Source organism: Mycobacterium lehmannii (assembly GCF_002245535.1).
GTDB lineage: Bacteria > Actinomycetota > Actinomycetes > Mycobacteriales > Mycobacteriaceae > Mycobacterium > Mycobacterium lehmannii.
In genome coordinates this window covers 226,518-252,979 of record NZ_NKCN01000001.1, presented here as the reverse complement: position 1 = coordinate 252,979, position 26,462 = coordinate 226,518, and the positions used below count along the sequence as shown (strand labels likewise).

Genomic DNA, 26,462 nt, shown 5'->3' with positions numbered 1-26,462 from the left:
GGCACCGCACCAACAGATCAACCCGTGCCGGGGATCAGCCAGCGGCCGGAGAACGCGCGCCAGCCGACGAACACCAACCGCAGCACCATGAACGTCGACAGCCCCGCCCAGATACCCAGCAGCCCCCAACCGAACGCCAACGACAGCCAGATCAACGGCAGGAAGCCCACCAGCGCGCTGGCCAGCGTCGCGTTGCGCATGAACTTCGCGTCGCCGGCGCCCAACAGCACCCCGTCGAGCGCGAAAACGATTCCGGCGACCGGCAATTGGGCCACCATGAACCACCACGGCACCCCGATCGCGTCGAGCACCGAGCGGTCGTCGGTGAACACGTTGGGAAACACCGACGCACCGGCCGCGAACACCACCGCAAGCACCGCCGAGGCCAACGCCGAGAATATCGTCACCCGCCACGCCACCGACTTGGCGTGCGTCAGCTGACCCGCGCCCAGCGCCGCACCGACCAGCGACTGCGCGGCGATCGCCAGCGAATCCAACACCAGCGCAAGGAAATTCCACAGCTGCAGCACGACCTGGTGCGCGGCGACGGCGGCCGCGCCGAACCGGGCCGCGACAGCTCCCGCCGACACGAAACACGCTTGGAACGCCAGCGTGCGCAACACCAGGTCGCGGCCCATCACCACCTGCGCGCGCAACACCCCGGGGTGCACCCGCAGCGGCACCCGTTCGATCAGCAGTGCACGACAGAACAATGCGGCGGCCACCCACTGCCCCACCGCGTTCGCGACGGCCGAGCCGGGCAACCCGAGCCGGGGCATACCGAGCAAGCCGTAGACCAGCAGCGGGCACAGCACCGCTGAGACCCCGAACCCGAACACCACGAACTTGAGCGGCCGCACGATGTCCTGCACCCCGCGCATCCACCCGTTGCCCGCCGCCGACACCAGGATCGCGGGTACGCCGATGATCGCTATGCGCACCCACGACAGCGCTTCGTCGGCGATCTCTCCCCCGTCGGACGACCCCGCCAGCGCCGACACCAGCGGAACCGCGAACACCTGCACCGCGACAACGATGACCGCACCCAATCCAAGCGCCAGCCAGGTGGCCTGCACGCCTTCCCCGACGGCCGCCGCCCGATTGCCTGCGCCGTAGAAGCGGGCCGACCGGGCGGTGGTCCCGTACGCCAGAAACGTCATCTGCGAGCTCAGCGTGGTCAGTATCAGCCCGCCGATCGCCAGACCCGCCAGTGCCAGTGCACCCAACCGGCCCACGACCGCGAGATCGAACAGCAGATAGATGGGTTCGGCCGCCAGCACTCCGAGTGCCGGAAATGCCAGCCCGGCGATCCGGCGGCCCGTCACCGGAGCGTTCGGCGGCTCCAGTTCGGGCTCAGCCAAGGGCCGCGTACAACGCCTTCACCACGTCCTCGGCGGACCCGGTGGCCGAATATCCCGCGGCCAGGCGGTGACCGCCGCCGCCGAACCCGCTCGCGACCGGCGACAGGTCGTAGGACTTGGCCCGCATCGACACCGACCAGTGCCCCGGCTCGATCTCCTTGAACACCGCGGCCACCTCGGCCTCGTCGGTGGTGCGCACGATGTCGACGATGCTCTCGACTTCCTCGGGTCGGGCGTCGACCCACTCGTCGTGTGACACCACCGCGTACACCAGGCCCCGGCCACCGGCGGCATCTTTCAGCAGCTGCGCCGAGGACAGCACCCGAGACAACATCGGCAGCCAGGCGTAGGGATGGGTGTCGAGCAGGGTCCGGCTGATGCCGGCGTTGTCGACGCCGAGATCGACGAGGCGCGCAGCCAGCCGGTGCGCGCGCGGGCTGGCCCACCGGAACGAACCGGTGTCGGTGGTCAGGCCCGCGTACAGGCAGTGTGCGACGCCGATGTCGATCGGCTTGTCCCACGCGTCGAGCAGGTCGGCCACCAGCATCGTGGTGGAGTCGGCCGAGGCGTCGACGTAGTTGGCGGTGCCGAACAGCTGGTTGGAGGCGTGGTGGTCGATGACCAGGACCTCGCGACCGTCGTCGACGATCCCGCGCAGCGCACCGAGGCGGTTGATGCTGGGGATGTCGACGGTGACGATCAGGTCAGGGTCGCGGCGCATCTCGTCGGGGCCGACGAGCAGATGCCCGCCGGGCAGCGACTGCAGCGATTCGGGCAGCTTCTCCGGCGCCGCGAAACTCACCTCGACGCTCTTGCCGACCTGGTCGAGCACCAGCGCCAGCGCCAGACCGGCGCCGATGGTGTCGGCGTCGGGATAGACGTGGCAGACCACTCCGACCGAGGCGGCCGCTGACAACAGTTCGGCTGCGCCGTGGGCGTCAACCCGATCGCCCACTTCCAGGGCGTCAGTCGTCTTGTCGATCGCGGTCACCGCTGTCCTCGGAGTCGTCGGGCCCCCCGGCTACTGCCTCGCCCTCCACCTCACTGACACGGTACGGGTCCGCATCCCCGGCGTGCTTGGCACCTTGCCGAACTCTCGCCAAATCCTCATCTGCGGCGCGAGCGCGGGCCAGCAGTTCCTCCATCTTGACCGCGGCGTCGGGAACGGTGTCGCGCTCGAACGCGAGCGTGGGCGTGAAACGCACACCCAGGCTCGCACCCACCTTGGACCGCAGCACACCTTTGGCCTTCTCGAGCGCCGCGGCTGCCCCACCGTAATCCGGCTCCTCGGACAGCGACGCGCCGAGCACCGTGTAGTACAGCGTCGCGTCGTGCAGATCGTTGGTGACCTTGGCGTCGGTGATCGTCACACCCGACAGCCGCGGATCCTTGATCTCGTACTCGATCGCCGAGGCGACGATGGTGGAAATGCGTTTGGCCAGTCGCTTCGCCCGTGCGGGGTCAGCCATGCTCAGTCCCTCTGTTTCTCACCGAGAGTGGGGATTGTGACCGGTTTCTTCCGTTTTCCCGCCACATTTCCCACTCTCGGCGCAGTAGCCGAGCAGCCACTCTAGGTGCGCTCCTTCTCGACGAGCTCGTACGTCTCGATGACGTCGCCTTCCTTGATGTCGGAGTAGGTCAGCGTCAGACCGCATTCGTAACCCTCGCGGACCTCGGTGACGTCGTCCTTCTCGCGGCGCAGCGACGACACGGTGAGGTTCTCGGCCACCACGACGTTGTCGCGCAGTAGCCGGGCCTTGGCGTTGCGTCGCATGATCCCCGACTGCACGAGGCAGCCGGCGATGTTGCCGACCTTCGACGACCGGAAGATCGCGCGGATCTCGGCGCGGCCGAGTTCGCGCTCCTCGTAGATCGGCTTGAGCATGCCCTTGAGCGCCGCTTCGATCTCGTCGATCGCCTGGTAGATGATCGAGTAGTAGCGGATCTCGACACCCTCGCGGTTGGCCAGCTCGGTGGCCTTGCCTTCGGCGCGGACGTTGAAGCCGATGATGATCGCGTCCGAGGCCGACGCCAGGTTGACGTTGGTCTCGGTGACACCACCGACGCCGCGGTCGATGACCCGCAGCTCCACTTCGTCGTCGACCTGGATACCCAGCAAGGCCTCCTCGAGCGCCTCGACCGTACCGGCGTTGTCGCCCTTGAGGATCAGGTTCAGCTGGCTGGTTTCCTTCAGCGCCGAATCCAGATCCTCGAGGCTGATCCGCTTGCGGCTGCGCGCGGCCAGGGCGTTGCGCTTGCGGGCGCTGCGTCGGTCGGCGATCTGACGCGCGATGCGGTCCTCGTCGACGACGAGCAGGTTGTCCCCGGCACCGGGCACCGACGTGAAGCCGATGACCTGCACGGGCCGCGACGGCAACGCCTCCTCGACATCCTCGCCGTGCTCGTCGACCATGCGGCGGACGCGACCGTAGGCGTCGCCCGACACGATGGAGTCGCCGACCCGCAGCGTGCCGCGCTGCACCAGCACCGTGGCCACCGGCCCGCGGCCGCGGTCCAAGTGCGCCTCGATCGCCACACCCTGGGCCTCCATGTCCGGGTTGGCCCGCAGGTCCAGGGCCGCATCGGCGGTCAGCACGACCGCTTCCAGCAGCGCCTCGATGTTGGTGCCCTGTTTGGCGGAGATGTCGACGAACATCGTGTCGCCGCCGTAGTCCTCGGGAATCAGCCCGTATTCGGTGAGCTGGCCGCGGATTTTGGCCGGATCGGCGCCTTCCTTGTCGATCTTGTTGACCGCCACCACGATCGGCACCTCGGCCGCCTGCGCGTGGTTGATGGCCTCGACCGTCTGCGGCATCACGCCGTCGTCGGCGGCGACCACCAGGATCGCGATGTCGGTGGCCTTCGCGCCGCGGGCACGCATGGCGGTGAACGCCTCGTGACCCGGGGTGTCGATGAACGTGATCGGGCGGACGTTGCCGTCGAGGTCGACCTCGACCTGGTAGGCGCCGATGTGCTGGGTGATGCCGCCGGCCTCGCCCTCGCGGACGTTGGCCTGACGGATGGTGTCCAGCAATCGGGTCTTGCCGTGGTCGACGTGACCCATGACGGTGACGACCGGCGGACGCTGTTCGAGGTCCTCCTCGCCGCCTTCGTCCTCGCCGTAGGTGAGGTCGAACGACTCGAGCAGTTCGCGGTCCTCGTCCTCGGGGGAGACGACCTGAACCTTGTAGTTCATCTCGCTGCCGAGCAGTTCGAGGGTGTCGTCGCCGACGGACTGCGTCGCGGTGACCATCTCGCCGAGGTTGAACAGTGCCTGCACGAGCGTGGCCGGGTTGGCGTCGATCTTCTCGGCGAAGTCGCTCAGCGAGGCGCCGCGGGCCAGCCGGATGGTCTCACCGTTGCCGTGCGGCAGCCGGACGCCACCGACGACCGGCGCCTGCATGTTCTCGTATTCGGCGCGTTTCGCCCTCTTCGACTTCCGTCCGCGCTTGGGCGCGCCGCCGGGACGACCGAACGCACCGGCCGCACCGCCGCGCTGGCCGGGGCGGCCACCACCACCGGGACGGCCCCGGAAACCTCCGCCGGCGGGTGCGCCGCCCCCACCGCCGCGGTAGTTACCGCCACCGCCACCACCGCCGGGACCACCGGGACGACCACCACCGCCACCCGGTCCGCGGCCACCGGGGCCGGGACGGGGACCACCGGGGCGACCCATCGCACCGGGCCGCGCGCCTGGCGGGCGCGGCGGCATGTTGCCGGGCGTCGCACCGCCTGGGCGTGGGGCACCGGGGCGCGGACCACCGGGTCCGGGCCGGGGGCCTTGGGGACGAGGCATCGGCCGGTCGACCGGCTGTTGAGAGGAGAACGGATTGTTGCCAACTCGGGGAACGCGTGGCGCCGGTTTCGGCGCGCCCGGCGTGGGACCCGGCCGGGGGCCGGGTGTCGGCCCCGGGCGGGTGGGCGGCGCAGCAGGCGTGGCCGGCGGAGCGGCGGCCGCCGCGGGAGGCGCGACAGACGGAGTCTCCGCGGCCGGAGCCGCAGGCTTGGGGGCGGGCGCCTTAGCGGGCTCCGTCGGAGCGGCGCTCTTGGCGGGCGCAGCGGTCGACGAGGCGGCCGCCGAACCATTGCCCTCGGATTTGGCCTTCTCGGCGGCCTCCTTGCCGCCGCCGAAGGATTCACGCAACCGGCGCGCGACCGGGGCCTCCACGGTGGAGGACGCGGACTTGACGAATTCGCCCTGTTCGCTCAGACGAGCGAGAACTTCCTTACTGGTGACACCGAGTTCCTTGGCCAACTCGTGTACACGGGCCTTACCTGCCACTACATCTCCATCTCTAGAGGCGTCAGCGGTGGTAGGCGCCGCGCCTCGGGTTAGCTATGACGCATGGTCATCGGGACTTCACGGTGTGCTCATGTTCTTCGCTACCTGTTCTGTTGCCGAGGGCTCGGGCGGGTCTGCACTGCTGCGAGTGCCGACATACTCGATCACCGCGGATAGGTCCGGTGAACCGGTGATGCGCAACGCTCGACCGAACGCTCGCCGACGAATCGCTGCCTCGAGGCACTGTGGAGTGGGATGCAGCCACGCACCCCGCCCCGGCAGCTTTCTCGCCGGGTCAACGGTGACGGTGCTGAGAGAATTCCCAGCCCCATCGACGTTGCCGACAGCGACCACCCGAAGCAGTTCGACGGCCAGCTCTCGTTTTCGGCAACCAACGCAGGTCCGCACCGGTCCGACAGAATCGTCGGGGCTGCGTCGTTGCGCCGAAGCCGAAGTCTCGCGCTGGATCACAGGTGAGTCTACCGTCACGTCCGCTGGTATTTGAAATGGCTGCGCTGCCCGGCGTGGACGCGTGGGCCGGCCGGCGCTTACCGGTCCCCCACGGCACCGCGTGCGGCGTCCTGGTCGGGCTCGCCGGCGCCCGCAGGAGGCGCGTCGCTGCGGATGTCGATACGCCACCCGGTGAGCCGGGCCGCCAGCCGGGCGTTCTGCCCCTCCTTGCCGATGGCCAGCGACAGCTGGAAGTCCGGTACGACGACGCGGGCCGCACGGGCGGCCTCGTCGATGACCGTCACCGAGACGACCTTGGCCGGTGAGAGCGCGTTGGCGACGAACTTGGCCGGGTCGGGGTCGTAGTCGATGATGTCGATCTTCTCGCCCGACAGTTCACTCATCACGTTGCGCACCCGCTGACCCATCGGCCCGATGCAGGCGCCCTTGGCGTTAAGTCCCGGCACCCGCGAGGCCACCGCGATCTTCGAGCGGTGACCGGCCTCCCTGGCGACCGCCACGATCTCGACCGAGCCCTCGGCGATCTCGGGCACCTCCAGCGAGAACAGCTTGCGCACCAGGTTCGGGTGCGTGCGCGACAGCGTGATCAGCGGTTCGCGCGCACCGCGGCTGACGCCCACGACGTAGCAGCGCAACCGGTCGCCGTGTTCGTAGCGCTCGCCGGGCACCTGCTCGGCGGCGGGTATGACGCCTTCGGAACCCTTGGTCTCACTGCCCATCCGGACGACGACGAGGCCGCGGGCGTTGGCCCGCGCATCGCGCTGGATCACCCCGCCGACGATGTCGCCCTCGCGGGCGGAGAACTCGCCGTACGTCTTCTCGTTCTCGGCGTCGCGGAACCGCTGCAGCATCACCTGGCGCGCCGTCGTCGCCGCCACGCGGCCGAATCCCTCTGGGGTGTCTTCCCATTCGGTGATCGTGTTGCCGTCCTCGTCGACCTCGGCCGCGATGACCTTGACCTCGCCGGTCTTGCGGTCGATCTCGATGCGCGCCTCGGCGGCATGGCCCTCGGTGTGTCGATACGCGGTCAGCAGTGCGGATTTGATGGTTTCGACGAGTTCGCCCACCGGAATTCCGCGGTCGACCTCGATGGCGTGTAGCGCGGCCATGTCGATATTCACGCCGACGCCTCCTTTCCAGATTGGCCGACCAGCTCCAGCTCTCGCGGATTGGGGGGCGAGAATTCAACTTGCACAACAGCTTTCGAGATACCGTCGAGCGGCAATTCCCGGACGGCGAAGGTCGCCTGACGGCCGGTCCGTACCACCAAACGCACCACGCCGTCGCGGGTTTCGCCGAGCCTGCCGGTGAGCTGCGAGCCGTCGGACAGCGTCAGCTCGACCTTGCGGCCGCGCGCACGGCGGTAGTGCTTCTCGGCGGTCAGCGGCCGGTCCACACCCGGTGAGGTGACCTCGAGAACGTAGGGGGCGGATCGCGCGTCGACCTCGTCGAGCAGCGCAGAAGCAGTACGGGACAGTTGGGCGATCGAAGCGAGGTCGAGGCCGTCGTCCCCGTCGGCCACCACCGTGATGCGCGGCGGACGCGCGGCCGGGTCGACGATCACGTCCTCGATTTCGAAACCCGCACGCGCGAACTCGCCGTCGAGTAGCTCGATCACCTCGTTCTGCGACGGCAATCCCGCAGAATGCTCCGTCACGGCGAGCTCCTCGTCTTGAGTTGTCCGGACTCGATCCTTCGGCGACACACCTTGGAACCGACACTCCACGATACGCCAGCGTCGCCGCGGTAAACGCCAAACGAACACCGATGCGAACGAAGCGCAATGGCAAGATGTTGTCCGTGCCGAGCCCCCCGCCGACCGTCAGCAGGAGACGCGTGCTGGCCTCGGCGGCGGCATTGGCGCTGCTGGGCGCGACCGCGGCGGCCTGCGGCACACCGCCCCCGCCGCCCGAGGTCGACGAACTCGCTGCTCAACTCGACCGGGCCCGCGCCGACAGTCAGCTGGCCACTGATGCGGCGGCCAATGAGCGCGGACCCGTCGTGGAGGCGTTGACGGCGGTGGCCGCCGAACGCGCCGCCCATGCCCAGGCGCTGTCCGACGAGTTGGTGCGGCTGCGTGGCGAGCAGGCACCCACGTCGACTCCGACCAGCACGACCGCGGAGCCGGCCAAGCCGCGCACCGCCAAGGACGCCGCCAACGCATTGCGGGTCTCGGCGTCGAGCGCCGCCGAGCTCGCGGCCAAGCTCTCCGGCTACCGCGCCGGACTGCTCGCCTCGATCGCCGCGGCGTGCACGGCTGCGTACACGGTCGCCCTCGCCGAACCGGAGAAGCCGCGATGACATCGACGGAACCCACCCCGACGCGGCCGTCGGAGCCCGCGGACGGCGCGCTCTACGACGCGATCGCCACCGAACACGCGACCATCTACGGCTACGGCATCGTGTCTGCGCGCTCGGCGCCCGAGGACAACTGGCTGGTGTCGAAGGCCATGGCCGAGCACCGCGAACGCCGCGAGGCCGGGCTACAGATGCTGGAGGACCGGTCGGTCGTCGGCCCGCTGCCCGCCGCGGGTTACCAGCTGCCGATGGAAGTCAAGACGCCCGCGGACGCCGCCAAACTCGCGGTGCGGATGGAAGAGGACGCGGCCGTCGCGTGGCGCGCGGTCGTCGAGCAGGCCGGCACCGAACAGGAGCGAGCCTTCGGCGTCGAGGCGCTGACGCAGTGTGCGGTGATGGCGGCGCGGTGGAGTCAACTGCTCGGCACGACGCCGGTCACGGTCGCCTTCCCCGGCGGAAACGAGTAAACGCCCCAGCCCCGAGTGTGGGCTCGCGTCACGGTCTGCTCGCCGTTGGCGTGCGGGTAACCCACGTTCGGCCTACGGCGAAGTGAGCGCCGCCGCGATCTCCGCCGCCGCACCGGCGTCCTGGCCGCTCACCGAGATCTCGCGCGTTTCGCCGGTGAACCGGTTGCGCAGCTCGACCACCCCGTCGACCCAGCCGCGGCCGACCACGACGAGCCATGGCACACCGAGCAGTTCGGCGTCCTTGAACTTCACCCCTGGCGAGGCGGTGCGGTCGTCGAGCAGCACGTCGATCCCGCGTCGACCCAGCTCGCTCGCCAGTTCCTCGGCCCCGTCGCGCGCGGCGGCGTCCTTGTTCGCGATGACGAGGTGGACGTCGAACGGCGACACCTCGGCCGGCCAGCGCAGGCCGAGCTCGTCGTGGTGTTGTTCGGCGATGACGGCGACCAGTCGCGACACCCCGATGCCATAGGAGCCCATGGTCAACCGGACCGGCTTGCCGTTCTCGTCGAGCACGTCGACGTCGAATGCGTCGGTGTACTTACGGCCCAGCTGGAAGATGTGGCCGATCTCGATACCGCGCGCGCTCACCAGCGGTCCCGCCCCGTCCGGCGAGGGGTCGCCGTCGCGCACCTCGGCGGCCTCGATCGTGCCGTCGGCGACGAAGTCGCGGCCCGCCACCAGGCCCACGACGTGCTTACCGGGTTCGTCGGCGCCGGTGATCCACGACGTGCCGTCGACCACACGGGGATCGACCAGATAGCGAATCCCGTTGGCCAGCAGGGCTTTCGGTCCGATATACCCCTTGGCGAGGAACGGATACCTGGCGAAGTCGGCGTCGTCGAGCAGCGCGTACTCGGCCGGTTCGAGCGCAGCACCCAGGCGTTTGTCGTCGACCTCGCGGTCGCCGGGCACCCCGATGGCCAGCAGCTCCCACTCGCCGCCGGGCACGCGCGTCTTGAGCATCACGTTCTTCAGGGTGTCGGCGGCGGTGACGGTGCGATCGAGCGCCGCGTTGGCCCAGTCGACCAGCGTCGCGATCGTCGGGGTGTCGGGGGTGTCGTGCACCTTGGCCTCGGGCTGGCCGTCGACGGGCAGCGGGGCCGGGGCGGCCGTGGTCACCGCTTCGACGTTGGCGGCATAACCGGACTCCAGGCACCGCACGAACGTGTCCTCGCCGATCTCGCTTTCGGCCAGGAACTCCTCGGATGCGCTGCCGCCCATCGCCCCGGAAACGGCCGAGACGATGACGTAGCGCACGCCCAGCCGGTCGAAGATGCGCCGGTAGGCGTCGCGGTGGGCCAGGTACTGCGCGCGCAGCCCGTCGTCGTCGACGTCGAACGAGTACGAGTCCTTCATGACGAACTCGCGACCGCGCAGGATTCCCGCCCGCGGGCGTGCCTCGTCGCGGTACTTGGTCTGGATCTGGAACAGCAGCAGCGGAAAGTCCTTGTAGCTGCTGTACTCCCCCTTCACCGTCATGGTGAAGAACTCTTCGTGGGTCGGGCCGAGCATGTAGTCGTTGCGCCTGCGGTCCTGCAGCCGAAACACGCTGTCGCCGTATTCGGTCCAGCGGTTCGTCGTCTCGTAGGGCGCCTTCGGCAGGAGCGCCGGGAAGAGGATCTCCTGGCCGCCGATCGCGGTCATCTCGTCGCGGACGACCCGTTCGATGTTGCGCAGCACCCGCAGCCCCAGCGGCAGCCAGCTGTAGAGCCCGGGCCCGACCGGTCGGATGTAGCCGGCGCGGATCAGCAGTTTGTGGCTGGGCACTTCGGCGTCGGCTGGGTCGTCGCGCAGGGTGCGCAGGAACAGCTCCGACATGCGGGTGATCACAGCCGACAACCTTACTGACTGTGTTGATCCCCCGATCGCTACGCTCACCCCGCCGGAACCCGAGCTACAGCTCGCCGGCCTCCACGGCCTCCTTGGTGTGCTGGGCAGAGGCGATCTGGCGCGAGGAGAAACCGATGAAGAACGCGGCGATACCGACCATCACCGCGACACCGGCGACCCACAGCAGCGAGTACGTATAGCCGTAGCCGAGCGCGTCGAGCTGGGCAGGCGTCATGTCCTTGACCGGCCCGGTGGTACCGCCCAGGTACAGCGTGCGCGACGTCTGCACCGCCTGGATGACGACGAGCACCACCGGGCCGCCGAGGTTCTGCACCATCAACGTGATCGACGACACCGGGCCGATCTCGCCGGGGCCCACTCCCGCGATCGCGCACAGCGGCAGGATCACCGCGATGGCGCCGATGCCGAAGCCGCCGATCACGATGGGCGCGAAGAGGTCCGGGAAGTAGGGGATGCTGCGGTCCAGCGTCGACCCGTACAGCATCGCGCCGAGGACGAAGATGCCGCCGCCGAGGATCAGCCAGCGCGGGGCGACATGCGGCGCGAGCCGGGCGGCCACCGCGGTGCCCACCCCGAAGGCGAGCGCGAACGGGATGAAGCAGATGCCCGCCTCCAGGGCCGAGTAGCCCAGGACGTCCTGCACCAGCAGACCGATCATCACCGTCAGCGTCAGCAGCACGCCGCCGGCCAGGAACAGCGCGATGAACGTCATGACCCGGTTGCGGTTGTCGAACACCGAGAACGGCACGATCGGGTGCTGGGCCGTGCGTTCGACGAGCAGGAAGCTGATGAAGAAGACCGCCGACGCGACCGCGGCGCCGATGACCAGCGGGTCGATCCAGCCGCGCGGCGGGCCCTGGGTGAAGACGAGCACCGCCGACGAGCAGCCCAGCGTGGCCAGCAGCGCACCGGTGATGTCGAGTTTGAGTCGCTCGTGGTGTGTTTCGGCGAGCTTGAGGACCGCGATGGTGATGATCGCGATGCCGATCGGCACGTTGATCAGAAACGCCAGCCGCCAGGAGATCACCGTCAACGCGCCGCCGAGCACCAGGCCCAGCACCGAGCCGATGCCCTGCATGGCCGCCGATATGGCCAGCGCCCGGTTGCGCGCCTGGCCGACCGCGTACGTCGTCGCGATCAGGGCCAGCCCGGTGGGCGCCGCCACCGCCGCCCCGGTGCCCTGTACCGCGCGCGCGACGATCAGCGTGGCGGGGTCGGTGGCCAGGCCGCAGACCAGCGAGGCGATGGTGAAGACCCCGACGCCGGACAGGAACGCGCGCTTGTGGCCGATCGCGTCGCCGACCCGCCCGCCGAGCAGCAGCAGCCCGCCGAACGCCAGGACGTAGGCGGTGATCACCCAGCTCTTGCTGGCGTCGGTGAGGCCGAGGTCGGCCTGCATCCTGGGCAGCGCGACGATCACGATCGTGCCGTCGAGGGTCGACATCAGCTGCATGCCGGTGATCGCGATGATCGCCGGGCCCAGAACGGACTTCGCGAGCGGCAATGCCGCCGGCGGCACGGGTCGGTCTGTCGACTCGGAGGAACCACCGACGGCAGACATGGTCAGCCACCCTACCGAGTGCGATTTCGGTGTATTCGGTCGCGCCGGGCGCGACGGACTACACCGAAGCTAAAGCTCTCCCCAGTTGGATGTCGAGCTAAAGCTCTCCGGCGTCGATCGCGTCCTTGACTTCCTGCGCATGCGCGACCTGCGATGCGCTGTAGCCGATGAACAGCGACGCGATCCCGACCATCACGGCGACCGCGGCCACCCACAGCAGGCCGTAGGTGTAGCCCTGGTCTAGCGCGTGCAGCTGTGCGGCGCTCATGTCGTTGACGGGTCCGGTGGTGCCGCCCAGATACAGCGTGCGCGACGTGATCACGGCCTGGATGATGGCCAGCACGACGGGCCCGCCGAGGTTCTGCAGCATCAGCGCGATGGCCGACACCGGGCCGATCTGGTCGAAGCCGACGCCGGCGATCGCCGACAGCATCAGCGGCACCACGATCATTCCGATGCCCAGCCCGCCGACCGTGATCGGCAGCACCAGGTTCGGGAAGTACGGGATGTTCGCGTCGAGCGTGGAGCCGTAGATCATGGCACCCAGCACCAGCACGCCGCCCGCGATGACCAGTAGTCGCGGCGGGAACATCTGCACCAGCTGCGACGAGAGCCCGAGCCCGATCCCGAGCGCGATCACGAACGGAATGAATCCGATGCCTGCGCGCAGCGGGCTGTAGCCCATGATGTCCTGCACGTACAGTCCGATCAGCACGGTCAGCGTGAACATCACGCCACCGGCGAGGAACACCGCGGCGAAGGTCGCGACCCGGTTGCGATCCTTGAACAGGTCGAACGGCAGGACGGGGTTGGCTGCGGTGCGCTCGACGTAGAGGAACGCCAGGAAAGCAGCGCACGCGGTGAGACCGGAACCCAGCGTGACCGGCGACAACCAGCCCTGTTCGGGGCCCATCGAGAACCCGAACACCGCTGCGGTACAGGCGAGCGTGGCCAGGAGGGCGCCCGCAGCGTCCAGCTTGAGCCGCTCGCGGTTGGTCTCCCGCAGCGTCTTGCGGGCCAGGTGGATCATCACCAGGCCGATCGGCACGTTGATCAGGAACGCCCAGCGCCACGACACCTCGGTCAGCGCACCACCGACGATCAGGCCCATCACCGAGCCGATACCGGTCATCGCGGCGAAGATCGCGGTGGCCGCGTTACGGGCCGGGCCCTTCGGGAACGTCGTCGCGATCAGCGCCAGCGCGGTCGGTGAGGCGATCGCAGCGCCGACGCCCTGCAGCAGCCGGGCGACCACCAGCGTCGCCTCGTTCCACGCGAGACCACACAGGATCGAAGCGATGGTGAACAGCGCCACGCCGACGATGAAGGTGCGCTTGCGGCCGATCGTGTCGCCGAGTCGCCCGCCCAGCAGCATCAAGCCGCCGAAGGTCAGCACGTAGGCCGTGATCACCCAGCTACGGCCGGCGTCGGAGAGGCTCAGCTCATCCTGGATCTTAGGAAGCGCGACGATCGCGATCGTGCTGTCCATGGTCGCGAGCAGCTGCATACCGCCGATCGCGATGACCGCAGCGATGAACCTCGGCGATGGCAGCCACGCCGAGGACCTGCCGGTTTGCCCGCGCGCAGACCCGATAGCGGTCTTCTGGGAGTGCGGTGGGAATGCTCGATTTGCCCCACCCTCGGCGTCACGGCGCATGGCAGCACGCTCTGCGTCATTGAGAGCCGTCATGGGGGTTACCTTACAGTAATCTTAAGATCCCTTTAACCGGCGAAGGCGGCCACGGGCCCGATAACGATGATTGCAGGAGGCCGAATTCCGTCCTCCCGGATGCGTTCTGCGACATCGGCGAGCGTCGCGCGCAAAGTCCGCTGTGCGGCGGTGGTGCCGTGCTGAACCACCAGTACTGGCGTATCCGCAGGTCGTCCGCCTTCCAGCAGAGCCTCGGCGAACAGTTCGATGCGTTCGACCGCCATCAGCAACACGATGGTGCCCGAGAGCGCGGCTAAGGCATTCCAATTCACTAACGATTCGGGATGCCCGGGCGCGACATGCCCACTGACCACCACGAATTCGTGCGTGACGTGCCGGTGGGTGACGGGCACACCCGCGAGCGCGGGAACCCCTATGGCACTGGTCACACCGGGTACGACGGTGACCGGGATACCGGCCTCGGCGCACGCCAGCACCTCTTCATATCCGCGGGCGAACACGAACGGGTCGCCGCCCTTGAGCCGCACGACGAACTTGCCCGCTTTCGCGCGGTCGATCAGCAGGCCGTTGATCGCGTCCTGTGCCATGGCCCGGCCGTAGGGAATCTTCGACGCGTCGATGACCTCGACATGCGGCGGCATCTCGGCCAGCAGTTCCTGCGGTGCGAGCCGATCGGCGACGACGACGTCGGCGTGCGCCAACAGCCGGCGCCCGCGAACGGTGATCAACTCGGGGTCGCCCGGCCCCCCGCCCACGAGCGCCACGCCGCCGCGTACGACGTCGGCGGTCGCCGAGCTGTCCGGTGCGATGAGCCCGCGCTGCATGGCCTCGTGGATCGCCGACCTGATCGCCGCCGACCGGCGGTGCTCACCGCCGGCGAGCACACCGACCGACAGCCCCTCGTACTCGAACGATGCCGGTGTGACGGCCGTGCCCTCGACGGCCACGTCCGCGCGCACACAGAAGATGTGGCGATCCTCGGCCTCGGCGACGACGGCGGCGTTGACGGCCGGGTCGTCGGTGGCCGCGATCGCGTACCAGGCGCCCTCGAGGTCGCCCGGCTCGAACTCGCGCAGCTGCAGCGTGATTCCACTCATCGCTTCGACCACGGGCGTGGCCTCGGGCGCGATCACGACCACGTCGGCGCCGTTGGCCACCAGAAGCGGCAAGCGGCGCTGCGCCACACTGCCGCCGCCGACGACGACGACTTTCCTGCCGGTCAGGCGCAGGCCGACCAGATAGGCGTCCTCGGTCACTGATCTGGATCCTGTTCGCGCGAGCTCATCGGCGCGAGCTTAGAGGCTGCGGCCACCGCCACGAAGCGGCTGATCGCCCGCGGGTGCGCGGCGGGGTGGGTGTGCAGGTAGCCCGCATGCACGGCCCCGTCCACCACACCGTCCCTCCTGCGACCGCCGGCGTGGCCGGTTAAGATCCACGCGGGGGCGTAGTCGTCTTTGAAAGTGACTGCGGTGCGGTGAAATTCGTGTCCCATCATCCGGTCACCGATCGAGTGCAACGGCGAGTCGGTCACCACGACGGCTTCGCGGTAGCCGAGTGTGAGGCGTTCGGTGAACGTCGCCGAGCCGGAGATCACCCCACACATCGGGTGACCGTCGAGGTCGTCGACGAGATATGTCAGGCCCGCGCATTCGGCGTGCACGGGGGCCCCCGACGCCGCCAGTTGTCTGATCTGCGTGCGTGCGACGTCGTTGGCCGAGAGTTCGGCGACGAACTCCTCCGGGAAACCGCCGGGGACGACGAGGGCGTCGGTGCCCGACGGCAGCGTGTCGGTCAGCGGGTCGAACTCGACGACTTCGGCGCCCGCGGCGGTGAGCAATTCGCGGTGTTCGGCGTAGCCGAAGCTGAACGCCCTGCCCGACGCCAGCGCCACTGTGGCGGTTCCGCCGACGGGGGTCACCTCCTCGGCGTCCCAGGGGTCGTCCATGACTCGGCTGTCGGCCAGCGCGGCGATCCCGACCAGGTCGACGTGGCGGCCGACGAGCGCGGTCATCGCCTCCACCGCCTCGCGCGCCCTGTCCCCGTGTTCGACCGCGGTGACCAGCCCCAGATGCCGTGAGGGGACAGATATTTCGTCGCATCGGGGAATCGCACCCAAGACCGGGATGCCGGCGTGTTCACAGGCTTGGCGCAGCACCTCCTCGTGACGCAGCGAGCCGACGCGGTTGAGGATCACCCCGGCGACGCGAACCGAGGAGTCGAACGTCGAAAAGCCGTGCAGCAGCGCGGCGATGCTGTGACTCTGTCCGCGGGAATCGACGACGATGACGACCGGCGCGCCCAACAGAGCGGCGACATGTGCGGTGGATCCGAACGCATTGCCGCGCGACTCCTCGGTGATGCGGCCGTCGAACAGGCCCATCACGCCTTCGATGACCGCGATGTCGGCTCGGGCGCTGCCGTGCCGGTACAGCGGGCCGATCAGCTGCTCCCCCGTCAGGACGGGATCGAGGTTGCGGCCGGGCCGGAGCGAGGCCAGCGCGTGATAGCCGGGGTCGATGTAGTCGGGGCCGACCTTGAACGGCGCGACCGCCCGCCCCGCCCGCCGCAGCGCCCCCATCAAACCCGTTGCCACGGTGGTCTTTCCGCTACCCGACGCGGGTGCGGCGATGACCACCGCAGGCGTCGCCCTGCTCACCCCACCTCCCGCCTGGGCCCACCCACCAGTGGCGAGCGACCGTGTTTGCACGCCGCCACACCGCGAATGGTGTCATTTCGCGGTCGCTCGCGCCGATCGAGCGTCACCACTCGATGCCCTTCTGACCTTTGCGCCCGACATCCATCGGGTGCTTGACCTTGGTCATCTCGGTGACCAGATCCGCGGCATCGAGCAACTGCTGGGGGGCGTCGCGACCGGTGATGACGACGTGCTGCATTCCGGGTCGCGACCGGATCGTCTCGACGACCTCGTCCACGTCGATCCAGCCCCACTTCAGCGGATAGGTGAACTCGTCGAGCACATAGAAGTCGTGCCGTTCGTCGGCGAGCCGCCGCGCGATCTCGGCCCAGCCGTCGGCCGCCGCCGCGGCGTGGTCGACCTCGTCGCCGTGTTTGCGCGACCAGGACCACCCCGAGCCCATCTTGTGCCACTGCACCGGTCCCCCGACGCCGTGCTCGTCGTGCAACTTGCCGAGTTCGCGGAAGGCCGCTTCCTCGCCGACCTTCCACTTGGCGCTCTTGACGAACTGGAACACCGCGATGTCAAAGCCTTGATTCCACGCGCGCAACGCCATGCCGAACGCCGCGGTGGACTTGCCCTTACCCGCGCCCGTGTGCACCGCGAACAGCGGCGCATTGCGGCGCGCCCGGGTGGTCAACCCGTCATCGGGAACCGTCAGCGGCTGGCCCTGAGGCATCCGAAACTTCCTTTCAGGCGGCGGTGCGGACGACGTCGGTGAGGCTGTCCGCCCGCAGCTGGGCCAGCCGCACCGCCGGGGCGCCCAGTTGTTCGGCGAGCTCTGCGGCCAGACCCAACCGCACATACGACGTTTCGCAGTCGACAACGACAGCGGCGGTGCCTTCGGCCACCAACCTCGCGGCCGCCGAGCGCGTGCGTCCCAACGGGTCGGCACCGCCGGTGGCGCGCCCGTCGGTCAGCACCACCACGAGGCTGCGCCGGGCGCGGTCGCGGGCCTTCTCCCTCACGACCAGGTCGCGCGCCGCCAACAAGCCCTCCGCCAGAGGCGTCTTACCGCCGGTGTCGAAGCGGGCCAGACGCCGGCTGGCGATATGCACCGACGACGTCGGGGGCAGCAGGACTCTCGCGTCGCTTTGGCGAAACGTGATCACGGCGACCTTGTCGCGGCGCTGGTAGGCGTCGCGCAACAGCGACAGCGCCGCACCGCCGACCGCGGACATCCGGTCGCGCGCAGCCATCGAACCCGACGCGTCGACCACGAAGATCACCAGGTTCCCCTCCCGGCCCTCCCGGATCGCGCGCCGCACATCGCCCGGTTGCGGCCGGGGCGCTCCGGGTCTGCGTTGGCTCTCCACGGCGGCCAGCAGGGTGCCGAACACATGCACACCGTGACCGGTCCGGCCGTCAGACGTGGCCGCGACCGTCTTGCCGGTGCGGTTACGCGCCCGCGACCGGCGGCCCGGCGCGCCCTCCCCCACACCGGGCACCACCAGCGAGCGAGTGCGAAACACCGCCGAGGGCGCGGCGCTGGGACGCGAAGCACTCTCCGAATTCCGTTGTGACGGTTGCCCATCACGGCCGGCACCCTCCGGCGACGACGACGCGCCACCGCCCGGCGGGTCGGGGTCGGGTTCGGGGTTATCGTCGGTGGCCTCGTCAGCCTGCGCCATCGCGTCGTCGAGTTGGCCGGGATCCAGGCCCGGGTCGTCGAACGGGTCGCGTCGTCGGCGGTGCGGGAGCGCGAGTTCAGCGGCCACCCGGATGTCCTCCTCGGACACCACGTCGGCACCACGCCACGCGGCATGCGCGACAGCGGTCCTCGCGACGACCAGGTCGGCACGCATGCCGTCGACGTCGAACGCCGCGCACAGCGCCGCGATCCGACGTAATTCGCTGTCGGGCAACGAAACCGAGTCGACCGAAGCGCGGGCCGCCGCGACACGGCGGGCGAGCTCGTCGTCGTCTTCGGCGTAGCGTTGGGCGAACCCGGCGGGATCGGCCTCATACGCCATGCGCTGTCGGATCACCTCGACGCGCACGTCGACGTCGCGCGACGCCCGTACGTCGACGGTGAGCCCGAACCGGTCGAGCAGCTGCGGACGCAGTTCGCCCTCTTCGGGATTCATCGTGCCGATCAGCACGAAGCGTGCCTCATGACTGTGCGACACCCCGTCGCGCTCGACGTGTACCCGGCCCATCGCCGCGGCGTCGAGCAGCACGTCGACCAGATGGTCGTGCAGCAGGTTCACCTCGTCGACGTAGAGCACACCGCCGTGCGCGCGGGCGAGCAGTCCCGGCGAGAACGCGTGCTCACCGTCACGCAACACCTTCTGCAAATCCAGCGAGCCGACCACCCGGTCCTCGGTGGCGCCTATCGGGAGTTCGACCAGCTGCCCAGTGGTGCCCGTTGTCCCGTCCGCCGCAGCGGCCGCTTCCAGCACCTTGGCCAACCCACGCACCGCCGTCGACTTCGCGGTGCCCTTCTCCCCGCGGATCAGCACCCCTCCGATGTCGGGGCGGATCGCGCACAGCAGCAGCGCCAGCCGCAGACGGTCATGCCCGACGATCGCGCTGAAGGGATAGGTCACGGCTTCAGCATAGGGACGTGCGGAATGCCGTCCTGCATGAACTCCTCTCCGTCGCGGACGAAGCCGAGGCGGACATACATATCGGCCAGGTACGTCTGGGAGTCGATGCGGCAGGGATAGTCGCCCACCTCGGCCAGCGCGGCCTGCAGCAGCCGCGTGCTGTGCCCCTGCCCGCGCGCCTCGCGCTTGGTGCACACCCGGCCGATGCGGAAGCCCTTCTGTCCGCCGGGATGCTCCTCCATCAGACGCAGCGTCGAAATCACCTCACCGGTGGACGTTTCCAGCCAGAAGTGCCGCGTCTCGGCGAGAAGATCGCGGCCGTCGAGTTCTGGATACGGAATGGCCTGCTCCACGACGAAGACCTCGACCCGCAGCTTGAGCAGTTCGTAGAGCGTTGCGGCGTCGAGGTCTCGAGACCAACTGCGGCGCAGCGCAACCGTCATCCCGTAGCCACCGCCGAGGACTCGTCGAGACGCAGGACCCGCGTTCCGTGCGACCACACCTCGTCGAACAGCTCAGGCTCGGAGGACAACTCGTGTCCCAGCGACGGCACCATCTCCTTGATCTCGGACTCCCACGCCGGATAGCGCTTGGCGAAGCAGCGTTGCAGCACGTCGATCATCGCGGGCACCGCGGTCGAGGCTCCCGGGGAAGCGCCGAGCAGCCCGGCGATGGTGCCGTCGCCGGAGGTGAGCACGGTGGTGCCGAAGTCGAGCACACCCTTGCCGCTCTTACCGCAGATGACCTGGACCCGTTGCCCCGCCACGTTGAGCTCCCAGTCGGATTCCTTTGCGCTGGGCGCGAATTCGCGTAGCGCCTCGATTCGCTCGGCGTCCGACAGCATCAGCTGACCCACCAGGTACTTGAGCAGTCCGAACTGGGTGAGCGCGACGTTGACCATTGATGCGACGTTGTTGAGCGTGATGGATTCGGGCAGGTCCAAGACGTCGCCCTGTTTGAGGAATTTCGGTGACCAGCCGGCGAACGGCCCGAACAGCAACCAGGACCGGCCGTTGATCACGCGCGTGTCCAGGTGCGGAACCGACATCGGCGGCGCACCCACCGGTGGCTGGCCGTACACCTTGGCCTGATGCGCATCGGTCAGGCGCGAGACGTCGGTGCGCAGAAACTTGCCGCTGACCGGGAAGCCGCCGAAGTTCTTGGCCTCCTTCATGCCTGCCTTCTGCAACAGGTTCAACGCCCCGCCGCCCGCGCCGACGAACACGAAGCCGGCCTTGAGCTTGCTGGTGCGCCCGGTGCGCAGATTGACCAGTTTCAGGGTCCACGAACCGTCGGACTTTTGGTCCAGATCGCGCACCTCGTGCCCGAAGTATGTGGTCATACCGCGCTGGGCGACGTAGCCGAGCAGCTGGCGGGACAGGGCGCCGAAGTCGACGTCGGTGCCCTGCTCGGTCCAGTTGAGCGCGACCGGTTCGGAGAAGTCGCGCTTCTCGGCCATCAGCGGTAACCGCCGGGTGAACTCGTCCTCGTCGTCGATGTACTCCATGCGCGCGAACAGCGGGTTGGTCACCAACGCGTCGTAGCGGCGCCGCAGATACTTCACGCTTTCCGCGCCGTGCACGAAACTCACATGCGGGATCGGGTTGAGGAAGCTGCGCGGATGGCTGATCAACCCGTTTTCCACCGCGTACGCCCAGAACTGGCGCGTCACCTGGAACTGCTCGTTGACGCGCACCGCCTTGGAGATGTCGATCGACCCGTCGGGCTTTTGCGGGGTGTAGTTCAGCTCGCACAGCGCCGAGTGGCCGGTACCGGCATTGTTCCACGCATCGCTGCTCTCGGCGGCCGCCGCGTCGAGGCGCTCGATCAGTGTGATGTCCCAGTCCGGCTCCAGCTGTCGCAGCAGCGCGCCCAACGTTCCGCTCATGATGCCGGCCCCGATGAGCACGACGTCTGTCTTCCTCGGTTCGTCAGACACTCTCAGTTCCCCCGACTGGACTCGGTGTTCCGCGCGGCCAGTGAGATCCGGCCCCGGCCATGGTCGATCATCAGGTTAGCCCGCAAAGGGCGTTCTCAATCCCCGCGCGATCGCCGCGCGCAGAACCTCATAGGGCCGCTTCGCCCAGCGGTACCGGCTGTCGCGGCTATCGTTGCTGTCGTGCCCGACTGGAAGGCAGACGTGCTGCCGGGCTACTGGCAACACACGATGGCCCTCGGCGCAGACCCGGACGGGGAGGGCGAGCTCGTCGCGACCCTGGTGCGGCGCGGTGAACCGGATCGGTCGGCCACGCGCGCGGTGCTGTTGGTGCACGGGTTCACCGACTACTTCTTCAACACCGAGCTCGCCGACCACTTCGCCGGTCGCGGATTCGCGTTCTACGCGATCGACCTGCACAAATGCGGGCGTTCGTGGCGCGAGGGCCAGACCCCTCACTTCACCACCGACCTGGCCCGCTACGACGTCGAACTCGAGTGCGCACTCGACATCATCGGTTCGGTGTCCCCCGCGGAGGTCCTGGTGTACGGGCACTCGGCCGGTGGGCTGATCGTGTCGCTGTGGCTGGACCGGTTGCGTCGGCGCGGGCGGACCGGGCGCAAGCGCGTCGGCGGCCTCGTGCTGAACAGCCCGTGGCTTGACCTGCAGGGGCCGTCGATCCTTCGGGCCGCACCGACGCGCGCCGCGCTGGGCGCCGTCTCGCGGGTGACCAAGCGGCTGGTGGTGCGCCCGCCGAGCGAGGGCGGCTACGGTTCGTCGCTGCACCGCGACTACCACGGCGACTTCGACTACGACCTGAGGTGGAAGCCCGTCGGCGGCTTTCCCGTCACGACGGGCTGGATCGCCGCCATCCGCCGTGGCCACGCGAGACTGCATCGCGGTCTCGACGTGGGTGTGCCCAACCTCGTTCTGCGCTCGGACCGCAGCGTGCGCGAGGCGCGGGATCCGGACGCAATCCAGCGCGGGGATGCGGTGCTCGACGTCAAACAGATCGCCCGGTGGGCCGGATGCATCGGCAACCGGACCACGATCGTGCCGATCGTCGACGCCAAGCACGACGTGTTCCTATCTGTACCCGAGGCGCGGCGGGCCGCCTACGGCGAACTCGACCTGTGGCTGGACTGGTACCTCGACCCGGCCGCGCGCGGCTCCGCCGTCACCCGATCCCCAGGAGGCCGACCCTCATGACGCACTTCGACATCGCGATCATCGGTACCGGCTCTGGCAACTCCATCCTCGACGAGCGCTACATCGACAAGAAGATCGCGATCTGCGAGCAGAGCGTGTTCGGCGGAACGTGTCTCAATGTCGGTTGCATCCCGACGAAGATGTTCGTCTACGCGGCAGGCATCGCCGACAACGTCAGGGACGCGGCGCGATACGGCGTCGACGCGCACATCGACGCCGTGCGGTGGCCCGACATCGTCTCGAGGGTGTTCGGACGGATCGACCCGTTGGCCGTCGCGGGAGAGAACTACCGTCGCTCCTCACCGAATGTGCAGGTGTTCTCCAGCCACACCAGGTTTGTGCCCACGCGACCCGATGGCCGGTACGCGCTGCGCACCGACGACGGGGACGAGTTCACCGCCGACCAGGTGGTGATCGCAGCCGGTTCCCGCGCGGTGGTGCCCGACGCGGTCAGCGAATGCGGTGCGCCCTACCACACCAGCGACACGATCATGCGGATCACCGATCTGCCCGAACACCTCATCATCGTCGGCGGCGGTTATGTCGCTTGCGAATTCGCCCACATCTTCTCGTCGCTCGGCAGCAGGATCACGCTGCTGATCCGCGGCAGCACCCTGCTGCGCGGCCACGACGACGACATCGCAATGCGCTTCACCGACATCGCCGCCAAGAAGTGGGAGGTGCGCAACCATCACGAGCTGGCCGACGCCCGCGAGGTCGACGGCGGCGTCGAAGTCACCTGTCACGACGGCTCGAAACTGCGCGGCGACGTGCTGCTGGTGGCGACCGGTCGCGTCCCCAACGGTGACCTGCTCGACGCAGAGCACGCCGGTGTGAAGGTGACCGCGAGCGGACAGGTCGTCGTCGACGAATACCAACGCACCACCGCCCGCGGCATTTTCGCGCTCGGCGACGTGTCGTCGGACTTCCAGCTCAAGCATGTGGCCAACCACGAAGCGCGCGTCGTCAAACACAATCTTCTGCAGGACTGGGATGACACGGACGCGCTCATGCCTGCCAACCACCGCCATGTCCCGTCGGCGGTGTTCACCGACCCGCAGATCGCCAGCGTCGGGTTGACCGAAAACGAGGCGCGCGCACAGGGTTTCCGGATTCGGGTGAAGATCCAGGATTACGCCGACGTCGCCTACGGGTGGGCGATGGAGGACACCTCCGGCATCGCCAAAGTCATCGTCGATGACGACACCGGGCTGCTCCTCGGCGCGCACATCATGGGCCATCAGGCGTCATCGCTGATCCAGCCGGTCATCCAGGGCATGGCGTTCGACCTGCCCGCCCAGGAGATGGCGCGCGGGCAGTACTGGATTCACCCCGCCCTCCCGGAGGTCGTCGAGAACGCATTGCTGGCGCTGTGCGGCGAGCCGCCGTGGCCGCCGTCCCGACGACACTGACTTCCCGGCGATTTGTGCACATTCAGGAGCGCTCAGCGCTCCTCGATGTGCACAAGTCAGGGCCGGGTGGGCACCTCGAAGCCCCAGGGCAGCTCGAGGCGGTGCGCGGCGAGCAGCTCGGTGTCGGCGAGGATCTCCCGGATGGGCCCGTCGGCGACGACCACGCCGCGATCCATCACGACCGCCCGCTCACACAGCTGAGCGGCATAAGGCAAGTCGTGCGTGACGATAAGCATCGTGGAGTCCAGTCCAGACAACGTCTCGGCCAGTTCCCGGCGAGCGACCGGATCGAGGTTCGCCGACGGTTCATCGAGCACAAGGATGTCGGGCCGGCAAGCCAGTACGGTCGCCAACGCCGCACGGCGCCGCTGGCCCGCCGACAGGTGGGTGGGGCTGCGGTCGGCCTCCTCGGTCAGAGACACCGTCTGGAGCGCTTCTCCGACCCGGTCGGCCAACGCGTCACCGCGCAACCCGAAGTTCGCGGGACCGAACGCCACATCCTGGGCGACGGTCGGCATGAACAACTGGTCGTCGGGGTCCTGGAAGACCAGGCCCACACGCCTGCGCACGTCGTGAAGCGTCTTGCGGGTCAGCGCGAGATCGCCGATGCGCACCGAACCCGACGTCGCGGTCAGCACACCGTTGAGGTGCAACATCAGCGTGGTCTTGCCCGCGCCATTGGGGCCGAGCACGGCGATGCGTTCGCCGCCGCGCACGGTCAGGTCGACACCGTCGAGGGCGACGTGGCCGTCGGGGTAGACGTGGCGAAGGCCATCGATCGTGATCGCGTTCATCGCAGCACCCACGCCGACGCGGAAACGATGACCGCGGCCGCGGCGGGAGCCATCACGATCACCCACTGCGACGCGACGGCGCGTGGCGGCGCACCGATCACGGCTAGATCCGGTGCGTTGCCGTCGAACCCGCGCGAGAGCATCGCGACGTAGACCCGCTCACCGCGTTCGTAGGACCGCAGGAACAGTGCGCCGATACCCTTCGCGATCGCGCCGGCCTGATGCAGGACGCGCGGAGAATCGCCACGCGATATGCGCGCCATGCGCATCCGGCCGGCCTCGGCGGTCAGGAGGTCGACGTAGCGGATCATCAGCACCAGGACCGACGTCGCGATAGCGGGCACACCGAGCCGGCCCAGCGCGGTGGGCAGCTCTGTCGTCGACGTGGTGGCGGCCACGGTCAGTGCCGCCGCGACCCCGAGCGTGCCCTTGATGACGATGCCCCATGCCGCCCACAACCCGCTGACCGAAAGCGCCACTCCCGCAACGTCGATACGTTCGCCTCCCTCGGCGAAGGGCAGCAGCACGGCCAGGACGAGGAAAGGCGCTTCGATCAGCATCCGGGGCAGGACCCACCACAGCGGGATACGGGCGAGATGCCAGATCCCGACGACGATCAGCGCGTAGACGGCGAAGGGCCAGAACATCTCCCGCGGGGTGGCGACGACCGCGAGCACGAACACCAGAAGGCAGACGACCTTCACCTCGGCGGGGGCGCGGTGCACGGCGGAGTCGTCGTGCCGGTAGAGGGGGTGAGCGCCCGCGCCCATGGTCAGCCCGATCCGCTGCGGTCGGTCGCTCTGCGGCTCCGCGCGATCAGCCAGAACACCGATCCTGCGACGACGAGCGTCGCGAGCACGCCGATAATTCCGGCGACGCCGCCGGTGCCGTCGCGTCCGCCGATGGCGTAGTCGGCGAGCGGTGAGGCCGCCAGGCTGTGCTCCTCGGCGTGCTGGGCGATGCACTCACCGGTGAGTTCCTCGCCGTCGGCGGTCTCGACGACCTCGCACCCGCGCAGCGTCGTCGAGTCGAGTCCGTCCGGGTTCGAGCTGGCGAAGTAGGACACCACCCCGGCGATCAGCAGTGTGACGGCCGCGAAAATCGCCAAGAACTGCCAGCGCGACCTCATGCCGCAACCTCCTGTCGGGTACGCCGCAACAGGTAGACGAGGTCAGGTCGCGAACGCGCGACGGCCATCACGGTGACGGCGGTGATGACGCCCTCTCCCACGCCGATCAGCGCATGGGCGCCGAGCATGTAGCCCGTCACCGCGCCCAGTGACGTGGTGGCCGCTCCACCGATCGCGTATTCGACGACGAAGCCCATTGCCGCACAGATGGTTCCGATCAGCGCGGCCACGAAGGCGATCACGCCCAAGCCGGCCACTGGCACGTCCGCGCGCTTCCTGGCCATCGCGTAGAGCAGGACGGCGGTCAGATATCCGGCCGCGACGCCGATCACCGCCATGTTGACGATGTTGGTGCCCAGCGCCGTGACCCCGCCGTCGGCGAACAACAGCGCCTGCACGACCAACACGATGGCGATGCACAGCGCCCCGGTGTAGGGGCCGACCAGGATCGCGGCGAGCGCCCCGCCGAGCAGGTGCCCGCTGACCCCCGGCAGGATCGGGAAGTTGATCATCTGGACGGCGAAGATGAACGCGGCGACGAGGCCTGCCAGCGGCACCGTGCGCTCATCGAGCTCGTTTCTGGCCTTGGCCGCGCACAGTGCGACAACGGCGACGGCGATGAGGCCGAAGACGACGGAGGTCGGGGCGTCGACGATGCCGTCGCTCATGTGCATCGCGACGTACGAAGAGGTCACCAGGCGACTCTAGAACTCCGGGCGAACACCTGTCTAGCTGAACACATGTTCACGCGAGCTCAGCCCTTCGGCGGGACCGG

The 26,462-nt window shown here is 68.8% G+C and carries 24 protein-coding genes; 4 read left to right on the top strand and 20 right to left on the bottom strand.

Annotated elements, in window-relative coordinates:
* Positions 1-17: 17 nt before the first annotated feature.
* The 7 genes from CEX87_RS01250 to rimP all read right to left on the bottom strand — a co-directional run bounded on the left by CEX87_RS01250 (position 18) and on the right by rimP (position 7,771).
* Positions 18-1,346 carry an MATE family efflux transporter gene (locus tag CEX87_RS01250; protein ID WP_094285818.1) on the bottom strand — a complete coding sequence of 443 codons (1,329 nt, stop codon included), beginning with the start codon at positions 1,344-1,346 and terminating at the stop codon, positions 18-20.
* Positions 1,347-1,353: 7 nt separating this feature from the next.
* Positions 1,354-2,352, bottom strand: coding sequence for a DHH family phosphoesterase (locus tag CEX87_RS01245; protein WP_064394522.1), 999 nt, complete (start codon positions 2,350-2,352; stop codon positions 1,354-1,356).
* Positions 2,327-2,830, bottom strand: a complete 504-nt coding sequence (rbfA, locus tag CEX87_RS01240; RefSeq protein ID WP_064349765.1) for a 30S ribosome-binding factor RbfA — start codon at positions 2,828-2,830, stop codon at positions 2,327-2,329. The genes CEX87_RS01245 and rbfA overlap by 26 nt, the downstream gene beginning before the upstream one ends.
* A gap of 101 nt (positions 2,831-2,931) precedes the next feature.
* Entirely contained in the window at positions 2,932-5,643 is a 2,712-nt protein-coding gene (gene infB, locus CEX87_RS01235) for a translation initiation factor IF-2 (protein ID WP_094285672.1), read from the bottom strand.
* Positions 5,644-5,721: 78 nt separating this feature from the next.
* Entirely contained in the window at positions 5,722-5,997 is a 276-nt protein-coding gene (locus CEX87_RS01230) for a YlxR family protein (protein WP_233151212.1), read from the bottom strand.
* Positions 5,998-6,191: 194 nt separating this feature from the next.
* Entirely contained in the window at positions 6,192-7,235 is a 1,044-nt protein-coding gene (nusA, locus tag CEX87_RS01225; protein ID WP_064394526.1) for a transcription termination factor NusA, read from the bottom strand.
* A complete protein-coding gene (gene rimP, locus CEX87_RS01220; protein WP_064426060.1) occupies positions 7,232-7,771 on the bottom strand; it encodes a ribosome maturation factor RimP in 540 nt (179 codons plus the stop codon). The genes nusA and rimP overlap by 4 nt, the downstream gene beginning before the upstream one ends.
* Positions 7,772-7,905: 134 nt before the next feature.
* On the opposite strand from rimP, the gene CEX87_RS01215 reads away from it, so the two are divergent.
* Both CEX87_RS01215 and CEX87_RS01210 read left to right on the top strand, forming a co-directional pair.
* On the top strand, positions 7,906-8,415 hold the full coding sequence (locus CEX87_RS01215) for a hypothetical protein (protein ID WP_064417147.1): 510 nt from the start codon (positions 7,906-7,908) through the stop codon (positions 8,413-8,415).
* Positions 8,412-8,879 carry a ferritin-like domain-containing protein gene (locus tag CEX87_RS01210; protein ID WP_064416958.1) on the top strand — a complete coding sequence of 156 codons (468 nt, stop codon included), beginning with the start codon at positions 8,412-8,414 and terminating at the stop codon, positions 8,877-8,879. Before CEX87_RS01215 ends, CEX87_RS01210 begins: the two co-directional genes overlap by 4 nt.
* Positions 8,880-8,951: 72 nt before the next feature.
* Here the strand turns inward: CEX87_RS01210 and CEX87_RS01205 are convergent, their stop codons facing one another.
* From CEX87_RS01205 to mqo, 9 genes are all read right to left on the bottom strand, one after another.
* Positions 8,952-10,709, bottom strand: coding sequence for a proline--tRNA ligase (locus CEX87_RS01205; RefSeq protein WP_094285670.1), 1,758 nt, complete (start codon positions 10,707-10,709; stop codon positions 8,952-8,954).
* A 64-nt stretch (positions 10,710-10,773) separates the two neighbouring features.
* The gene (locus CEX87_RS01200; protein WP_064416956.1) at positions 10,774-12,291 is read right to left on the bottom strand and encodes an MFS transporter; all 1,518 of its coding nucleotides are present in this window, start codon (positions 12,289-12,291) and stop codon (positions 10,774-10,776) included.
* 97 nt (positions 12,292-12,388) lie between these two features.
* Positions 12,389-13,981 carry an MFS transporter gene (locus CEX87_RS01195; RefSeq protein WP_066809234.1) on the bottom strand — a complete coding sequence of 531 codons (1,593 nt, stop codon included), beginning with the start codon at positions 13,979-13,981 and terminating at the stop codon, positions 12,389-12,391.
* Between the two features lie 32 nt (positions 13,982-14,013).
* Positions 14,014-15,219 carry a uroporphyrinogen-III C-methyltransferase gene (cobA, locus tag CEX87_RS01190; RefSeq protein ID WP_064394536.1) on the bottom strand — a complete coding sequence of 402 codons (1,206 nt, stop codon included), beginning with the start codon at positions 15,217-15,219 and terminating at the stop codon, positions 14,014-14,016.
* A complete protein-coding gene (locus tag CEX87_RS01185; protein ID WP_094285668.1) occupies positions 15,216-16,619 on the bottom strand; it encodes a cobyrinate a,c-diamide synthase in 1,404 nt (467 codons plus the stop codon). Before CEX87_RS01185 ends, cobA begins: the two co-directional genes overlap by 4 nt.
* Before the next feature lie 103 nt (positions 16,620-16,722).
* On the bottom strand, positions 16,723-17,337 hold the full coding sequence (cobO, locus tag CEX87_RS01180; RefSeq protein ID WP_064426066.1) for a cob(I)yrinic acid a,c-diamide adenosyltransferase: 615 nt from the start codon (positions 17,335-17,337) through the stop codon (positions 16,723-16,725).
* 13 nt (positions 17,338-17,350) lie between these two features.
* On the bottom strand, positions 17,351-19,207 hold the full coding sequence (locus CEX87_RS01175; RefSeq protein ID WP_064428308.1) for a magnesium chelatase subunit D family protein: 1,857 nt from the start codon (positions 19,205-19,207) through the stop codon (positions 17,351-17,353).
* Positions 19,204-19,650: a GNAT family N-acetyltransferase gene (locus CEX87_RS01170; RefSeq protein WP_064394540.1), complete on the bottom strand. Its 447-nt coding sequence runs from the start codon at positions 19,648-19,650 to the stop codon at positions 19,204-19,206. Before CEX87_RS01170 ends, CEX87_RS01175 begins: the two co-directional genes overlap by 4 nt.
* On the bottom strand, positions 19,647-21,146 hold the full coding sequence (gene mqo / locus CEX87_RS01165; protein WP_064394541.1) for a malate dehydrogenase (quinone): 1,500 nt from the start codon (positions 21,144-21,146) through the stop codon (positions 19,647-19,649). Before mqo ends, CEX87_RS01170 begins: the two co-directional genes overlap by 4 nt.
* A gap of 228 nt (positions 21,147-21,374) precedes the next feature.
* On the opposite strand from mqo, the gene CEX87_RS01160 reads away from it, so the two are divergent.
* The gene (locus CEX87_RS01160; protein ID WP_094285816.1) at positions 21,375-22,352 is read left to right on the top strand and encodes an alpha/beta hydrolase; all 978 of its coding nucleotides are present in this window, start codon (positions 21,375-21,377) and stop codon (positions 22,350-22,352) included.
* Entirely contained in the window at positions 22,349-23,764 is a 1,416-nt protein-coding gene (gene mtr, locus CEX87_RS01155) for a mycothione reductase (RefSeq protein WP_094285666.1), read from the top strand. The genes CEX87_RS01160 and mtr overlap by 4 nt, the downstream gene beginning before the upstream one ends.
* 56 nt (positions 23,765-23,820) lie before the next feature.
* On the opposite strand, the gene CEX87_RS01150 is transcribed toward mtr, so the two are convergent.
* From CEX87_RS01150 to CEX87_RS01135, 4 genes are read right to left on the bottom strand one after another with little or no spacing between them, the layout of a single operon-like run.
* Positions 23,821-24,558, bottom strand: a complete 738-nt coding sequence (locus CEX87_RS01150; protein ID WP_094285664.1) for an energy-coupling factor ABC transporter ATP-binding protein — start codon at positions 24,556-24,558, stop codon at positions 23,821-23,823.
* Positions 24,555-25,328 carry a cobalt ECF transporter T component CbiQ gene (gene cbiQ / locus CEX87_RS01145; RefSeq protein ID WP_094285662.1) on the bottom strand — a complete coding sequence of 258 codons (774 nt, stop codon included), beginning with the start codon at positions 25,326-25,328 and terminating at the stop codon, positions 24,555-24,557. The genes CEX87_RS01150 and cbiQ overlap by 4 nt, the downstream gene beginning before the upstream one ends.
* Positions 25,329-25,330: 2 nt before the next feature.
* Positions 25,331-25,687, bottom strand: coding sequence for a PDGLE domain-containing protein (locus CEX87_RS01140; protein ID WP_064394545.1), 357 nt, complete (start codon positions 25,685-25,687; stop codon positions 25,331-25,333).
* Entirely contained in the window at positions 25,684-26,361 is a 678-nt protein-coding gene (locus tag CEX87_RS01135; protein ID WP_094285814.1) for an energy-coupling factor ABC transporter permease, read from the bottom strand. The genes CEX87_RS01140 and CEX87_RS01135 overlap by 4 nt, the downstream gene beginning before the upstream one ends.
* Positions 26,362-26,462 lie beyond the last annotated feature (101 nt).

Coding starts and splice junctions, on each gene's coding strand:
- rbfA (WP_064349765.1), bottom strand. CDS start 2,830: ATGGCTGACCCCGCACGGGCGAAGCGACTGGCCAAACGCATTTCCACC.
- CEX87_RS01215 (WP_064417147.1), top strand. CDS start 7,906: ATGTTGTCCGTGCCGAGCCCCCCGCCGACCGTCAGCAGGAGACGCGTG.
- CEX87_RS01210 (WP_064416958.1), top strand. CDS start 8,412: ATGACATCGACGGAACCCACCCCGACGCGGCCGTCGGAGCCCGCGGAC.
- CEX87_RS01200 (WP_064416956.1), bottom strand. CDS start 12,291: ATGTCTGCCGTCGGTGGTTCCTCCGAGTCGACAGACCGACCCGTGCCG.
- CEX87_RS01195 (WP_066809234.1), bottom strand. CDS start 13,981: ATGACGGCTCTCAATGACGCAGAGCGTGCTGCCATGCGCCGTGACGCC.
- cobO (WP_064426066.1), bottom strand. CDS start 17,337: ATGCCTCAGGGCCAGCCGCTGACGGTTCCCGATGACGGGTTGACCACC.
- CEX87_RS01170 (WP_064394540.1), bottom strand. CDS start 19,650: ATGACGGTTGCGCTGCGCCGCAGTTGGTCTCGAGACCTCGACGCCGCA.
- CEX87_RS01160 (WP_094285816.1), top strand. CDS start 21,375: ATGGCCCTCGGCGCAGACCCGGACGGGGAGGGCGAGCTCGTCGCGACC.
- mtr (WP_094285666.1), top strand. CDS start 22,349: ATGACGCACTTCGACATCGCGATCATCGGTACCGGCTCTGGCAACTCC.
- CEX87_RS01150 (WP_094285664.1), bottom strand. CDS start 24,558: ATGAACGCGATCACGATCGATGGCCTTCGCCACGTCTACCCCGACGGC.
- cbiQ (WP_094285662.1), bottom strand. CDS start 25,328: ATGGGCGCGGGCGCTCACCCCCTCTACCGGCACGACGACTCCGCCGTG.
- CEX87_RS01140 (WP_064394545.1), bottom strand. CDS start 25,687: ATGAGGTCGCGCTGGCAGTTCTTGGCGATTTTCGCGGCCGTCACACTG.
- CEX87_RS01135 (WP_094285814.1), bottom strand. CDS start 26,361: ATGCACATGAGCGACGGCATCGTCGACGCCCCGACCTCCGTCGTCTTC.